Origin of the sequence: Modicisalibacter tunisiensis, assembly GCF_020148005.1 — a bacterium.
GTDB lineage: Bacteria > Pseudomonadota > Gammaproteobacteria > Pseudomonadales > Halomonadaceae > Modicisalibacter > Modicisalibacter tunisiensis.
In genome coordinates this window covers 2,862,312-2,876,065 of the sequence record NZ_JAGXFD010000001.1, presented here as the reverse complement: position 1 = coordinate 2,876,065, position 13,754 = coordinate 2,862,312, and the positions used below count along the sequence as shown (strand labels likewise).

Sequence of the window (13,754 nt, the reverse complement as noted above, 5' to 3'; positions counted from 1 at the left end):
TCATGGGAGCACGAACGAGCCGAGTCGCCTGGCTGCTGGGGATTTGCCTGCTGGTGCCTTGCGCCGGTGAGGCTGCCCCGGCCTTGCGTTCCGACATGGTGGCGAGCCTCGAGCGCCTGCAGGCGCGCCTCGGGGATGGCGACCCGGCGGTCCTCGCCCGGGAGGCCGAGGCCGCCGCCGAACGCCTCGCGGGGGGCAACGCCGCCGATCGCTGGGCGCGGGCCCTGTTTCTGCAGATCGCGGCGACGGCCGAGGTGGAGCGTGGCAATGACGTGCGTGCCGCGGCCCTGTTCGCCGAAGCGCGCGGCATCGACGGCGTCGAGTCGCGCTACCGGCGCCGCTGGCTGCACCAGGAAGCCCGGCTGCGCCTGCGTGCCGGGCAGACCGAGCAGGGCGCCGCGCTGTTGAAGCGCTGGCTCGAGAGTGGCGAGGGTGCGGCCGACGACGCCTGGCTGATGGCGCAGGCCCGGGCCGATCTCGACCAGTGGGCGGCCGCCGCGCAGTGGGTCGATCGGGCGCGGCAGGCTTCCGGAGTCCTCCCCGAGCGCTGGCAGTCCTTCGCCGCCGCCGTCTATCAGCGCGCGGGTCGCAACGCGGCGGCGCTCGCCGTGCTCGATGTCCTTCTGGCCGATGACGACGCCCCGGCCGATGTCTGGCGGCGTGCCGCCGGGCTTGCCCAGCGGCTCGGCGAACGCGGGCGCGCCGCGGCGATTCTGGAAGCCGGCCGGCGGCGTGGCGTGCTGACGGGCGAGACCGACCTGCGCCGGCTCATCGAGCTGCATCTGGCGGGCGGCACGCCGGCGCGCGCCGCCGAGCAGCTGGACGCGGCACTCGCCCGGGGGCGCTTGCCCGATGACCTCGACAATCGCCGGCTGCTCGCCCGGGCCTGGAGTGCCGCTCGTGCCCATGACAAGGCGCTGGTCGCCTGGCGGGAGGTGGCCGAGCGCAGCGGGAGGGCGGATGATTGGCGTCGCCTGGGCGAGCTGGCCTATGGCTGGGGGCGCCGGCAGACGGTGGTGGAGGCCTTGCAGAAGGCGCGCGAGGCTGGCGATGCCACCCCGCGCGACTGGTTGCTCACGGGCGTGGCGGCCTTCGAGCAGGGCGACGTTGCCGCAGCGCGGCGGGCGTTCCGGGCCGCCCGGGAGGCCGGTGCCGCTCAGGCCGCGGCCTGGCTGGCGGCACTCGATGATGGGCAGGTGGTCACGACGCCCGCCGGGGCGGGCGAGCGCTGAGGCAGGCTCAGAGGTCGAGTTCGAGCCATACCGGCGCGTGGTCGGAGGGCTTTTCCATGGCGCGCAGCGGGTAGTCGATGCCGGCGGCCGTGACCCGCTCGGCCAGCGGTGCGGTGACCAGGATGTAGTCGATGCGCAGACCGCGCTTGGGATCGCGGTCGAACCCCTTGGAGCGATAGTCGAACCAGCTGAAGGTGTCGGCATCGCGGGGATGGCAGAGCCGGTAGCCGTCGACGAGCCCCCAGTCCTTGAGACGCTCGAGCCACTCGCGCTCGACGGGCTGGAAGCTGGTCTTGCCCTCGCGCAGCCAGCGCTTGCGGTTGGTCTCGCCGATGCCGATGTCGATATCCTCCGGCGAGATGTTGAAGTCGCCCATCACCGCGAGCCGCTGGTCGGGACGGTAGTCGTGCTCGAGCATCTCGCTCAGGCTGGCGTAGAAGGCGCGCTTGTGGGGGAACTTGGTCGGGTGGTCGACGTTCTCGCCCTGCGGGAAATAGCCGTTCCACACGGTCAACGGGCCGCCGTCGCCATCGCTCAGGCGGGCGCCGATCAGGCGCCGCTGGGCATCGTCGCCGTCATCGGGCAGGCCGTAGAAGACCGCCTCGGGGGCCTGGCGGGTGAGCAGGGCGACCCCATAGTGGCCCTTCTGGCCGTGATAGTGGACGTGATAGCCCATGGCCTGCACGGCCTCGAGCGGAAACTCGTCGTCGTGGACCTTGGTTTCCTGCAGGCCGATGACATCGGGTGCGTGGCTGTCGATCAGCGCCTGCAGCTGGTGCAGGCGGGCGCGGATGCCGTTGATGTTGAAGGAAACCAGCCGCATCAGGCATCGTCTCCTGGCGAGTCCTTGTCGCCGTGCAGCGAGAGGGTGGTGGCCTGCTGCTGGCGTGCCAGCTTGCGGGCGGCCTGCTGCTTGCGCTGCTGGCGCTTCTTCTGCAGGTAGCGACGCGACGACGTGATCTCGTCGGGATTGTCGTGGCGCCACTGGCGATAATCCTTGCGCCGGCCGGTGCGGATCGTCACCTTGTCGGCCAGCGAGCGGGTCTTTTTCTTGCGCGTCATGGGAAAAACGTCCTGAATCGGTTCTGCGCCTAGTCTACCAGCTTGCCGGCGGGCGGCGTCACCCGTGCAAGCCCTGCTCGACAAGGACTGGTACAATGGCGCGATGATAGACACCTTCAACGCAACCGGAACAACCGCAAGCCTATGAGTGAGTCGGAAAAGACAGCCGCCCCGGCCGAGAATCGCAAGCCCAAGCGTCGGCGTCGCAAGCCGCGCAAGAAGCCGTCGAGCTGGGATCTGCGCCAGTTCCAGGTGCCGCCGATGGCCGGCAAGTGGCGCTTCCACGACTTCGATCTGCCGCTGCCGCTGATGCGGGCCATCCATGCCCTGGGCTTCGAGTACTGCACGCCGATCCAGGCCGAGGCGCTGATCCACACCTTGCTGGGCGGTGACGTGGTGGGCAAGGCCCAGACCGGCACCGGCAAGACGGCCGCCTTCCTGATCTCGATCCTCGCCTACTTCCTCGAGGAGGACGCGCCGGACGGCCAGAAGCCCGGGACGCCGCGGGCGCTGATCGTGGCGCCGACCCGCGAGCTGGCGCTGCAGATCGAGAAGGACGCCAAGGCGCTGGCCCGCTTCACGTCGCTCAACGTCGCCAGCGTGGTCGGCGGCATGGACTACCAGAAGCAGCGTGACCAGCTCGGCAAGAAGCTCGACATCCTGGTCGCCACCCCCGGGCGCCTGCTGGACTTCCAGCAGAAGCGCGACGTGGACCTCAGCCAGACCGAGGTGCTGGTACTCGACGAGGCGGACCGCATGCTGTCCATGGGCTTCATCCCGGACGTCAAGCGCATCATCCGCCACACGCCGAAGAAGGAGGAGCGTCAGACCTTCCTGTTCTCGGCCACCTTCACCCAGGACATCCTCAATCTGGCCGAGCAGTGGACCTGGAATCCGGCACATGTCGAGATCGAGGTCACCGTCGACAACGCCGCCAACATCGACCAGCGGGTCTACCTGGTCAGCGACGCCGACAAGCAGCGGCTGCTGGTCAACCTGCTCAAGCAGGAAAGCTTCGAACGGGTGATGGTCTTCGGCAACCGCCGGGATCTGGTGCGCAAGCTCGACGACCTGCTGCGCAAGGCCGACATCAATGTGGCCATGCTCTCCGGCGACGTGCCGCAGAACCAGCGCATCCAGACCCTCGAGCGCTTCCGCGAGGGCGAGCTGACGGTGCTGGTGGCGACCGACGTGGCCGGCCGCGGTATCCATATCGATGACGTCAGCCACGTCATCAACTACACCCTGCCGGAAGATCCCGAGGACTACGTGCACCGCATCGGCCGGACCGGTCGCGCCGGCGCCAAGGGCGTGTCGATCAGCTTCGTGGGCGAGGAGGACGCCTTCTCGCTGCCCGAGATCGAACGCTTCATCAACGACAAGCTGCCCTGCGAGCATCCGCCCGAAGGACTGCTTTAACGGCAGCTATAAGCTGCAAGCCTCAAGCAAAGGCTTGCAGCTTTGGCGGAGCCGCCCATAGAGCCAGGTTGGGCTCGGCTGGAATGTTTTTCTCTTGCCGCTTACGGCTCAAGGCTTACCGCTAGGACGCTTATGCTAGACGAGGCCCTGAAGGGCGAGATCCAGGAAGCCTATCGCCGCGTGCTCGAGGGGCTCGACCTGACCCCGCGCTACGGCCAGCGCCTGATGATCGCCGAGATCGCCCGTACGCTGGGCGGCATCGAGGTCGATGACGCCGGCCAGCGCACCTCCAGCGAGCACGTCTGCGTGCTCGAGGCGGGCACGGGCACGGGCAAGACGCTGGCCTATCTGCTGGCCGCGCTGCCGGTCGCCCGGGTCCGCGGCAAGCGACTGGTCGTCGCCACCGCGACGGTCGCGCTGCAGGAACAGGTGCTGCACCAGGACCTGCCGGCGCTCCAGGCCCACAGCGGCCTGACGTTCGACTATGCGCTGGCCAAGGGGCGCGGTCGCTACCTGTGCGTGGCCAAGCTCGACCAGCTGCTCGACGGCGGCGAGGAAAACCCCACCCTGTCGCTGTTCGATCCGGCGGAGAGCGCCGCCCACGGCGACGGCTTTCAGGCGCTGGTCAACGATCTCGCCGAGGCCTACGGCAACGGCCGCTGGGAAGGCGATCGCGACAGCTGGTCCGAGGCGATCGAGCCGACCGACTGGCGACGCCTGACCACCGATCATCGCCAGTGCACCAACCGGCGCTGCGGCCATTTCGGGGCCTGTGCCTTCTTCCGTGCCCGTCGACGGCTGGATCAGGCCGACGTGATCGTCGCCAATCACGACCTCGTGCTGGCCGACCTGTCGCTGGGCGGCGGGGTGGTGCTGCCGGCGCCGAAGGACTGCATCTACATCTTCGACGAGGGGCATCACCTGCCCGACAAGGCGCTGGAGCACTTTCACCACCGCTTCGGGGTCAATGCCACGCTGCGCTGGCTGCGCACCCTCAAGAAATCATTGACCGAGCTCAACGCCGCCCTGGGCGGACAGCCGACCCTGGCACGCATCCTGGCCGGTTTCCCCGAGCTCATCGCCGCCCTGGAGCCGCGCCTCGGCGAGGCCTTCTCGCTGGGCCATCAGCTGGCCGATCTGCCGGAAGGTGCCGGCGGCGAGACCCGCCATCACCGCTTCCCCCGGGGGCAGGCGCCGGAGGCGCTGCGCGAACTGTCCGACGCGCTGGTGACGCCGTTCGCCGAGCTGTCGCGTCAGCTCGAGACCATGAGCGAGATCCTGCGTGAAAGCCTGGATCCGGAAAAATCCACGGGGCTGCCCCGCGAGCAGGCCGAAAGCTGGCTGCCACTGGTGGCGTTATTGCACGGCCGTGCCCTGGAGGCCCATGCCCTGTGGCAGGCCATGGCGGAGAACGACCCCGAGGGCGAGCCGCCCCGGGCGCGCTGGCTCACGTTCGAGACGCCGGGCGGCGACAGCGAGCTGACCTATGCCGCCAGCCCGGTGTCGGCCGCCGAGACCCTCGCGCGCCACCTCTGGGGCAGCTGTCATGGCGCGGTGGTGACTTCGGCGACGCTGACCGCGCTGGGCCGCTTCGAGCGGCTTCAGGAGCGGGCGGGGCTGGCCAATCGCTACCGCTACCAGCGCCTGCCCAGCCCCTTCGACTATTCGCGGGCGGTACTCAGCGTGCCCCGGGCGGCGGCCGACCCGGCCGATCGCGAGGCGCACGAGAGGGCGATCATCGATTTCGTCGCCGCGCTGGCGCCGGACGAGGCGGTGCTGATGCTGTTCTCCTCGCGGGCGCAGCTGCGTGCCGTCGAGAAGGCCCTGCCGAGTGCGTTGCGCGAGCGGGTGCTGGCCCAGGACCGCCTGCCCAAGCGCGAGCTGCTGGATCGGCATCGCAAGCGGGTCGACGCCGGGGAGGGCAGCATCATCTTCGGTCTGGCCAGCTTCGCCGAGGGAATCGATCTGCCGGGCCACTACCTGACCCATGTGGTGATCACCCGACTGCCGTTCGCCGTGCCCGACGACCCGGTGGGCGCGACCCTGGCGGAGTGGATCGAGAGCCGCGGCGGCAACCCCTTCATGCGCATCGCCGTGCCGGATGCCTCGATCAAGCTGGTCCAGGCCTGCGGCCGGCTGATTCGCAAGGAGGCCGACGAGGGGCGCATCACGCTGCTCGATCGACGGGTGCTGACCCGGCGCTACGGCCGGGCGCTGCTCGACTCGCTGCCGCCGTTTCGCCGCGAGATCGACGGCGTGGCCGTCGGCGCGTCAACCTGAGCGACGCCTGAAAGGCCTTCAAGGGGCTACAAGGAAGGGCCACGGGCCCGTCGGCGACGGGCCCGTGGCGATGCGCCGAACTCAGGCGGCGCGCCGGCGTTCGTCGAGTACCGGCTTGAGCTTCTCGGCCATGCGATGCAGGGCTTCCTCGGTGGTCGGCCAGTCGATGCAGGCGTCGGTGATCGATACGCCGTACTCGAGCTGGCTGCGGTCCTCGGGGATCTTCTGGTTGCCCCAGCCGAGGTTGGACTCGACCATCAGGCCCATGATCGAGCGATTGCCTTCGAGGATCTGGTTGGTGACGTTGTCCATGACCAGCGGCTGCAGGGCCGGATCCTTGTTGGAGTTGGCATGGGAACAGTCGATCATGATGTTCGGCTTGACCCCGGCGCGGGTCAGCTCCTGCTCGGCCAGCGCCACGCTGACGCTGTCGTAGTTGGGCTTGCCGTTGCCGCCGCGCAGCACGACATGGCCGTAGGTGTTGCCGCGGGTACGGATCACCGCCACCTGGCCGGCCTGGTCGATGCCTAGGAAGTTGTGCGGATGGGCCACCGACTTGAGGGCGTTGACGGCGACATCGAGGCTGCCGTCGGTGCCGTTCTTGAAGCCCACCGGGCAGGAAAGCCCCGAGGCCATCTCGCGATGCGTCTGCGACTCGGTGGTGCGTGCCCCGATCGCCGACCAGCTGATGCAGTCCTGCAGGTACTGGGGCGATATCGGGTCGAGCGCCTCGGTGGCCAGCGGCAGTCCCATCTCGGCCAGCTCCACCAGCAGGCGACGGGCGATATGCAGGCCTTCCTCGATCTCGAAGGAGTCGTTGATATGCGGGTCGTTGATCAGGCCCTTCCAGCCGACGGTGGTACGCGGCTTCTCGAAGTAGACGCGCATCACCACGTAGAGGCTGTCGCTGACGCTGTCCGCCAGCTGGCGCAACCGGCGGGCATAGTCGCGGGCCGCGTCGACATCGTGGATCGAGCAGGGGCCGAGCACGACCAGCAGGCGCGGGTCCTCGCCGTCGAGGATCCGCTGGATGGTGTGGCGTCCCTCGATCACGGTCCGTTCGGCGCTTTCCGACAGCGGAATTTCCTGCTTGAGGGCTTCGGGCGTGATCAGGACGTCCTGGGAAAGAACGTTGAGGTTGTTGACCTGCTGTTCCGACATTCAGCTACCTGTGAATCGCGTGGGGGAGAATCCCGTTACTATCGCCCGCCGGGGGCGGAAAAATCAATTGCGGGCCCGCTTTTCGGCCCGTCGCGGCCATCGGGACACCCTGCGGGACGTACTGCCGGTTGATGCCGTGGCCATAAACAGGAACACTTAGCACGAAACGTTCGTCATCCAAGGCTCAGCTTGCATTCATGAATCACCATCGTGTCATGCCGCGAAGGCGCTGCTTTTCTCCCGCCCATCAGGCTCGTCCCGTCTGCCGGGAGACGCACTGAATGGGCACGCGGGAGACCGATCAGCAGCTCGTCGAACGCGCCCAGCGGGGCGACACCCGAGCCTTCGACCTTCTGGTCAAGAAATACCAGCACAAGATTCTTGGCCTGATCGGGCGTTATGTGCATGACCATGCCGAGGTCCAGGATGTCGCCCAGGAGGCGTTCATCAAGGCCTATCGTGCCCTGGGCAACTTCCGCTCCGAGAGCGCCTTCTATACCTGGATGTATCGCATCGCCATCAACACGGCCAAGAACTACCTGGTTTCCAAGGGGCGCCGGCCGCCGGGCAGCGACCTGGATATCAACGATGCCGAAGTGGTGGATCACAGCGGGCGTCTGTCCGACATCGAGACGCCGGAAGCCGCCATGGCGCGCGATCAGCTCGAGGCGGCGGTCTTCGAGGCGATCGAGCAGCTGCCGGAGGACCTGCGCACGGCGATCACGCTGCGCGAGCTGGACGGGCTGTCCTACGAGGATATCGCCAACATCATGCAGTGCCCGGTGGGCACCGTGCGCTCGCGGATCTTCCGGGCACGCGAGGCGGTGGACAAGCATATCCAGCCGCTGCTGAGCCAGTCGCGGGAACAGGACCCGATTCACGAATGATGCGCATCAAGAAAATTGACCTCGTGACTGAACTGTCCGGCCGTTCTGGCGTCACACGGGGTGTCGCATCATCGGGTGCGAAGGAACTGACGGGGCGCCGCAAACGGGCGCAGGAATGAGGGAGTGTCGTGTCGAGCCTGGAACGGTCGCGGTCGCCGTTCCACCGACTGTGAGGGTGCAAAATGAACGACAATCTACGCGAATCGCTGTCCGCGCTGATGGACAACGAAGGGGATGAACTCGAGCTGCGGCGTGTGCTCAAGTCGCTCGGCGATGCCGACGAGAGTGCCGGGGACAGCGCCGAGGTCTGGCGGCGCTATCATCTGGCGCGCAGTCTCATGAACCGGGACCGGGACGTCGATGTCACCACCGATCTCTCGGCGGGCATCCTGGCACGCATCGAACGGGAGCCGCGTCCCGAGATGCACGATGCCGGCCTCTCCCGGCGTCACGGCGGGCTGTCCTTCGCCGGCAGCGCTGCCATCGCGGCCACGGTGTCGCTGATGGTCATCACCGGCGTGCAGGTCTACAACGGCATGGATCCGGCCTCCGCGCCGGCCATGACCGCCGACTCCGGCGCCTCGACGACGGTGTCGAGCGGCAGTGGCGTATCGGGGAGCCCGAGCGGCGGCGTCGAGACGGTCAGTCTGCCGCACTATTCCTCCCTGGTCACCGATGGGGGCGGCAATGGCCTGATGACGGTCGGCGCCAACGTCGAGACACCGATGTTCCTGGCGCCCAACGCCTCGCAGTCGCCGAGCCTCGACTTCGAGCAGGCCCAGCTGCTGCAGGGGTATCTGGATCGCCACGCCCAGGGCGCGGCCTATCGCTCCGGTGAAACCTGGATGCCGTTGCTGCGGGCATCCGCGCAGGACTCCCTGGGTGTGCGTTGATGCCGAACCGCTGGATCGCGCTGGTTGCGCCCTTGCTGCTGTGGGGGGCCGGCCCGGCCCGGGCGGACACGCCGGATGCGGCCGGGCTCGACTGTCGGCGACTGAGTGAGGCCGCCGCCCCAGAGACGCCTCGCGCCTGGCTGGAACGCAGCCTGTGGGCCAGCCACTGCTACCAATTCCGGGCCCGGGCGGTGCGCATCAGCGGCGAGGGCGTGCGGACCCTGGCACTGTCCCACGACGTCGAGAACGGCGTGGAGCGTGAAATCGCCAGCTATCTCGATGGTCCGCCGGTCGTCTATGAGCGTCGCGGGCGGGTCGGGCGGGGCAGCCCGGCGCAAGCCATCGGCACCGGTCGGGCCTCGCCGACGGCCATCCTCTCGCGGCTCGACGGGCACTACCGCCTGACTCTGGACGGCGAGTCCCGCGTGGCGGGGCGCGACGTGATGCGTCTGGACATCGACGCGCAGGACAACCTCCGCTACGGGCATCGGCTGTGGCTCGACAAGCGCACCGGCCTGCCTCTCAAGCAGGTGATGGTGGGGCTGGACGGCCGCATTCTCGAGACCTTCCAGATGACGGAGCTGGGCGAGCCGTCGCTGTATGACGGCACCATCGATTTCGAGCCGCTGGCGACGCCGTCGTCCTCCCCCTGGGCGGCGCGCTGGCTGCCTTCCGGGTATCATGCCCTGCCGCTGCCCAACGACTTCGGTGTCCGTTCGGTGCCGGTGGCTCATCGTCTCTACAGTGACGGGCTGTCCAGTTTCAGCGTCTTCATCGAGCCGCTGCGCCAACGGAAGCGGGTGCTGCGCGCCGGCATGCACCGGCTGGGCATCACTCATGCGGCGGTGCGCCATATCCGCCTCGGCGACCGGGTCTTTCAGATCGTGGCGATCGGCGAGGTGCCCCCCGTGGCACTGGCCCGCGTCGTCGAGGGGCTGGAGTATCAGCCGCCCGACGACACGCGCTGAGTCTGCCGTCAGCCCTGTCCTTCGCCACGGCCGAGCCGTGATACTTCATGTCAGGCCCGTCATCCGGCGGGCTGCTTGCGTTTCGACCCCGACGGCAGGTCAGGGTCATGGGCTGTTGTCCGATCGCGACAATTTCCTGGCTTCGGCTGAACTCTTTGCAGTGGCGTGACTCAAACCCGTCGAGTGCCCGGCCGCCGGTCGGCGACAAGAGGCACTTGCCGACAATCAACCGCGTTCCGTGATGGAGCTTCCTTCCTCGGGCGGTGTTGCCGGATATCGAAGGACGTGGCGGTGACGGTTTTTGGATGGATGGTGTTCCCGTCGATCGTCGGTTTTTCGATGTTTCCGGCCGCTGCCGGGCGGAACGGCTCCCAGACAGCAAGCAGGAGTTCTCAATGCAACGCATCACACGACAGGTCTCCATGTGGCTGATGCTCGTGCTCGCCACGTTCGCCGTGCAGGCGGCACAGGCGCGCGAGTTGCCGGACTTTACCGAGCTGGTGAAGCAGGCGGCGCCGGGGGTGGTGAACATCTCGACGACGCAGGAGGTCCAGCGCCGCAGCATGGGGCCCTGGGGCGGTTCCAGTCAGGATGTCCCGGAAATCTTCCGGCACTTCTTCGGCGATCAGATCCCGTTCGGGCCGGGGCAGCAGGGGGGCAATGATGGCGGTACTGCAGAACGGCATTCGCTGGGTTCCGGCTTCATCATCAGCCAGGATGGCTATATCCTGACCAATGCCCATGTCGTCGATGGGGCCGACAAGATCGTGGTGCGGCTGAATGATCGCCGCGAGCTCAAGGCCAAGCTGGTCGGTGAAGACAAGAAGACCGACGTGGCTGTGCTCAAGGTCGATGCCAAGGATCTGCCGACGCTCAATATCGGCAACTCCGACGACCTCGAGGTCGGCGAATGGGTGGCCGCCATCGGCTCGCCGTTCGGCTTCGATCACTCGGTGACCTCGGGCATCGTCAGCGCCATCGATCGCACCCTGCCGACCGACACCTATGTGCCGTTCATCCAGACCGACGTGGCGATCAACCCCGGCAACTCCGGCGGGCCGCTGTTCAACCTCGACGGCAAGGTCGTGGGCATCAACTCGCAGATCTTCACCCGCAGCGGCGGCTTCATGGGGCTGTCCTTCGCGATCCCGATCAATGTGGCGATGGATATCGCCGACCAGCTCAAGGCCACCGGTCATGTCAGCCGTGGCTGGCTGGGCGTGGTGATTCAGCCGGTATCCCGGGATCTGGCCGAATCCTTCGGCATGAAGGACTCCCACGGGGCGCTGATCGCCGAGGTCGCTCAGGACTCGCCGGCGGCCAAGGCCGGTCTGCAGGCCGGTGACATCATCCTCGGCGTGAACGGGGACGCGGTCGATCAGTCCAGCAAGCTGCCGCGCCTGATCGGCAAGGTGGCGCCGGGCGAGACGGTGTCGCTCAAGGTGCTGCGCAACGGCAAGGAGCGTACCCAGAAGGTGACCGTCGGCGACTGGCCGGAAAGCGACCAGCAGGCGATGCAGGATCAGCAGGGGCAGGGCCCGCAGACTCGCCTGGGTGTGGCGGTCAGCGACCTGGACAGCCGTCAGCTCGAGCGCCTGGGCCTCGATCATGGCGTGCGCATCATGCAGGTCGATCCGAGCGGTGCTGCCGCCGCCGCGGGCATCCAGAGCGGTGACATCATCGTCTCGGTGGCCCAGCAGTCGATCGACTCCGCCGAGCAGCTGGCTTCGGTGATCGAATCGGTCAAGAGCAGCAGCGTGGTGCCGGTTCGCCTGGTCCGTGATGGCCACTCGCTGTTCGTGGCGCTGCGCCTGGGCGGCAACGAGTAACACCGCCAGTGGCGTCAGACAGTCGGCGGCGGGGCCCTCGGGCCCCGTCGTCGTGTTCGTGTCCGGCGCCGGCGCGTCGCTGTCCATGCCGGGGGCTTGTCGGTACAATGCCCGCCAATCGATTCCGTTACACGGTCGTCGTCCGCGCCCCGGCCGGCGCGGCAGGATCGTGTACACAACACCGGACAGGCGTCAATGAGCAGCAACGACAATCGCAAGGTCATCAACAACATACGAAATTTTTCGATTATCGCGCACATCGACCACGGCAAGTCGACCCTGGCCGATCGCATCATCCAGCTCTGCGGCGGGCTGACCGAGCGCGAACTCAAGGAGCAGGTGCTCGACTCGATGGATCTCGAGCGCGAGCGCGGCATCACCATCAAGGCCCAGTCCGTGACGCTGGACTACCACGCCGAGGATGGCGAGGTCTATCAGCTCAACTTCATCGACACCCCGGGGCACGTCGACTTCTCCTACGAGGTCTCGCGGTCGCTCTACGCCTGCGAGGGCGCGCTGCTGGTGGTGGATGCCGCCCAGGGCGTCGAGGCCCAGTCGGTGGCCAACTGCTACACGGCGATCGCCCAGGACCTGGAAGTGCTGCCGGTGCTCAACAAGATCGACCTGCCCCAGGCCGATCCGGATCGCGTGGCCCAGGAGATCGAGGAGATCATCGGCCTGGATGCCGTCGATGCCTGCCAGGTCTCGGCCAAGACCGGCATCGGCATGGAGGGCCTGATGGAGCGTCTGGTTCGTGACATTCCGCCGCCCAGGGGGGATGCCGAGAAGCCGTTGCAGGCGCTGATCATCGACTCCTGGTTCGACAACTACCTGGGCGTGGTGTCGCTGATTCGTCTGTTCGACGGCACGCTGCGCAAGGGCGACAAGATTCGCATGAAATCCACCGGGCGTGACTGGGAGGTCACCGAAGTCGGCATCTTCACGCCCAAGCGCAAGCAGACCGGCATCCTGCGTGCCGGTGAGGTGGGCTTCGTGGTGGCCGGTATCAAGGACATCCACGGCGCGCCGGTGGGGGATACCATCACCCACGCCAAGACACCGGACACGCCGCGTCTGCCCGGGTTCCAGAAGGTCAAGCCGCAGGTCTATGCGGGCATGTTCCCGGTCAGCTCCGATGACTACGAGGAGTTCCGCGATGCGCTCGAGAAGCTGGCGCTCAACGACGCCTCGCTGGACTACGAGCCCGAGAATTCCGATGCCCTGGGCTTCGGCTTCCGCGTCGGCTTCCTGGGCACGCTGCACATGGAGATCATCCAGGAGCGGCTCGAGCGCGAGTACAACCTCGACCTGCTGACCACCGCCCCGACGGTGGTCTACGAGCTGGCGATGAAGACCGGCGAGACGCTCTACGTCTCCAACCCCTCGAAGCTGCCGGACCTGGCCAACGTCGAGGAGATGCGCGAGCCGATCGTCAAGGCCAGCATCCTGGTGCCGCAGGAGTTCGTGGGCAACGTGATCGCCGAGTGCGAGCAGCGCCGCGGCGTCCAGCAGGACATGCAGTTCCTCGGCAGCCAGATCCAGCTCACCTACGAACTGCCGATGAGCGAGGTGGTGATGGACTTCTTCGATCGCCTGAAGTCCATTTCCCGGGGCTATGCGTCGCTCGACTACGGCTTCGTGCGCTTCCAGGCCGCCAAGCTGGTGCGGCTCGACGTGCTGATCAACGGCGACAAGGTCGATGCCCTGGCGGCGATCGTGCATCGCGATCATGCCCAGGGACGCGGCCGCTCGCTGGTCGAGAAGATGAAGGAGCTGATCCCGCGGCAGATGTTCGACGTGGCGATCCAGGCCACCATCGGCAGCCAGGTCGTGGCGCGTTCCACGGTCAAGGCGCTGCGCAAGAACGTGACCGCCAAGTGCTACGGCGGGGATGTGACGCGCAAGAAGAAGCTGCTCGAGAAGCAGAAGGCCGGCAAGAAGCGCATGAAGCAGGTGGGGCGCGTCGAGATCCCCCAGGATGCCTTCCTCGCCGTACTCAAGGTCAATGACTAGGAACTGAAAG

At 67.3% G+C, this 13,754-nt stretch carries 11 protein-coding genes; 8 read left to right on the top strand and 3 right to left on the bottom strand.

Annotated elements, in window-relative coordinates; genetic code table 11:
• Window positions 1–2 precede the first annotated feature (2 nt).
• Window positions 3–1,232: a tetratricopeptide repeat protein gene (locus tag KGQ91_RS13495; RefSeq protein ID WP_224421186.1), complete on the top strand. Its 1,230-nt coding sequence runs from the start codon at window positions 3–5 to the stop codon at window positions 1,230–1,232.
• Window positions 1,233–1,239: 7 nt separating this feature from the next.
• On the opposite strand, the gene xthA is transcribed toward KGQ91_RS13495, so the two are convergent.
• Window positions 1,240–2,055: an exodeoxyribonuclease III gene (xthA, locus tag KGQ91_RS13490; protein WP_224421185.1), complete on the bottom strand. Its 816-nt coding sequence runs from the start codon at window positions 2,053–2,055 to the stop codon at window positions 1,240–1,242.
• Window positions 2,055–2,294, bottom strand: coding sequence for a hypothetical protein (locus tag KGQ91_RS13485; RefSeq protein WP_163650113.1), 240 nt, complete (start codon window positions 2,292–2,294; stop codon window positions 2,055–2,057). Before KGQ91_RS13485 ends, xthA begins: the two co-directional genes overlap by 1 nt.
• 144 nt (window positions 2,295–2,438) lie before the next feature.
• Between KGQ91_RS13485 and rhlB the strand changes: the two genes are divergently transcribed.
• Together rhlB and dinG are read left to right on the top strand one after the other, a co-directional pair.
• A complete protein-coding gene (gene rhlB / locus KGQ91_RS13480; protein WP_263478959.1) occupies window positions 2,439–3,713 on the top strand; it encodes an ATP-dependent RNA helicase RhlB in 1,275 nt (424 codons plus the stop codon).
• Window positions 3,714–3,845: 132 nt separating this feature from the next.
• Window positions 3,846–5,993: an ATP-dependent DNA helicase DinG gene (gene dinG / locus KGQ91_RS13475; protein ID WP_163650115.1), complete on the top strand. Its 2,148-nt coding sequence runs from the start codon at window positions 3,846–3,848 to the stop codon at window positions 5,991–5,993.
• 81 nt (window positions 5,994–6,074) lie between these two features.
• Here the strand turns inward: dinG and KGQ91_RS13470 are convergent, their stop codons facing one another.
• Entirely contained in the window at window positions 6,075–7,154 is a 1,080-nt protein-coding gene (locus tag KGQ91_RS13470) for a 3-deoxy-7-phosphoheptulonate synthase (RefSeq protein WP_163650116.1), read from the bottom strand.
• A gap of 281 nt (window positions 7,155–7,435) precedes the next feature.
• Here KGQ91_RS13470 and rpoE point away from each other — a divergent pair, with 281 nt between their 5' ends.
• The 5 genes from rpoE to lepA all read left to right on the top strand — a co-directional run bounded on the left by rpoE (window position 7,436) and on the right by lepA (window position 13,744).
• The gene (rpoE, locus tag KGQ91_RS13465; RefSeq protein WP_163650117.1) at window positions 7,436–8,041 is read left to right on the top strand and encodes an RNA polymerase sigma factor RpoE; all 606 of its coding nucleotides are present in this window, start codon (window positions 7,436–7,438) and stop codon (window positions 8,039–8,041) included.
• A gap of 182 nt (window positions 8,042–8,223) precedes the next feature.
• Complete coding sequence (locus KGQ91_RS13460; protein WP_224414755.1) at window positions 8,224–8,934, top strand: sigma-E factor negative regulatory protein; 711 nt, start codon at window positions 8,224–8,226, stop codon at window positions 8,932–8,934.
• On the top strand, window positions 8,934–9,902 hold the full coding sequence (locus KGQ91_RS13455; protein ID WP_163650119.1) for a MucB/RseB C-terminal domain-containing protein: 969 nt from the start codon (window positions 8,934–8,936) through the stop codon (window positions 9,900–9,902). The genes KGQ91_RS13460 and KGQ91_RS13455 overlap by 1 nt, the downstream gene beginning before the upstream one ends.
• A 395-nt stretch (window positions 9,903–10,297) precedes the next feature.
• A complete protein-coding gene (locus tag KGQ91_RS13450; RefSeq protein ID WP_163650120.1) occupies window positions 10,298–11,731 on the top strand; it encodes a DegQ family serine endoprotease in 1,434 nt (477 codons plus the stop codon).
• 195 nt (window positions 11,732–11,926) lie between these two features.
• On the top strand, window positions 11,927–13,744 hold the full coding sequence (lepA, locus tag KGQ91_RS13445; protein ID WP_163650121.1) for a translation elongation factor 4: 1,818 nt from the start codon (window positions 11,927–11,929) through the stop codon (window positions 13,742–13,744).
• Window positions 13,745–13,754 lie beyond the last annotated feature (10 nt).

Coding starts and splice junctions, on each gene's coding strand:
- KGQ91_RS13495 (WP_224421186.1), top strand. CDS start 3: ATGGGAGCACGAACGAGCCGAGTCGCCTGGCTGCTGGGGATTTGCCTG.
- xthA (WP_224421185.1), bottom strand. CDS start 2,055: ATGCGGCTGGTTTCCTTCAACATCAACGGCATCCGCGCCCGCCTGCAC.
- KGQ91_RS13485 (WP_163650113.1), bottom strand. CDS start 2,294: ATGACGCGCAAGAAAAAGACCCGCTCGCTGGCCGACAAGGTGACGATC.
- rhlB (WP_263478959.1), top strand. CDS start 2,439: ATGAGTGAGTCGGAAAAGACAGCCGCCCCGGCCGAGAATCGCAAGCCC.
- dinG (WP_163650115.1), top strand. CDS start 3,846: ATGCTAGACGAGGCCCTGAAGGGCGAGATCCAGGAAGCCTATCGCCGC.
- KGQ91_RS13470 (WP_163650116.1), bottom strand. CDS start 7,154: ATGTCGGAACAGCAGGTCAACAACCTCAACGTTCTTTCCCAGGACGTC.
- rpoE (WP_163650117.1), top strand. CDS start 7,436: ATGGGCACGCGGGAGACCGATCAGCAGCTCGTCGAACGCGCCCAGCGG.
- KGQ91_RS13460 (WP_224414755.1), top strand. CDS start 8,224: ATGAACGACAATCTACGCGAATCGCTGTCCGCGCTGATGGACAACGAA.
- KGQ91_RS13455 (WP_163650119.1), top strand. CDS start 8,934: ATGCCGAACCGCTGGATCGCGCTGGTTGCGCCCTTGCTGCTGTGGGGG.
- KGQ91_RS13450 (WP_163650120.1), top strand. CDS start 10,298: ATGCAACGCATCACACGACAGGTCTCCATGTGGCTGATGCTCGTGCTC.
- lepA (WP_163650121.1), top strand. CDS start 11,927: ATGAGCAGCAACGACAATCGCAAGGTCATCAACAACATACGAAATTTT.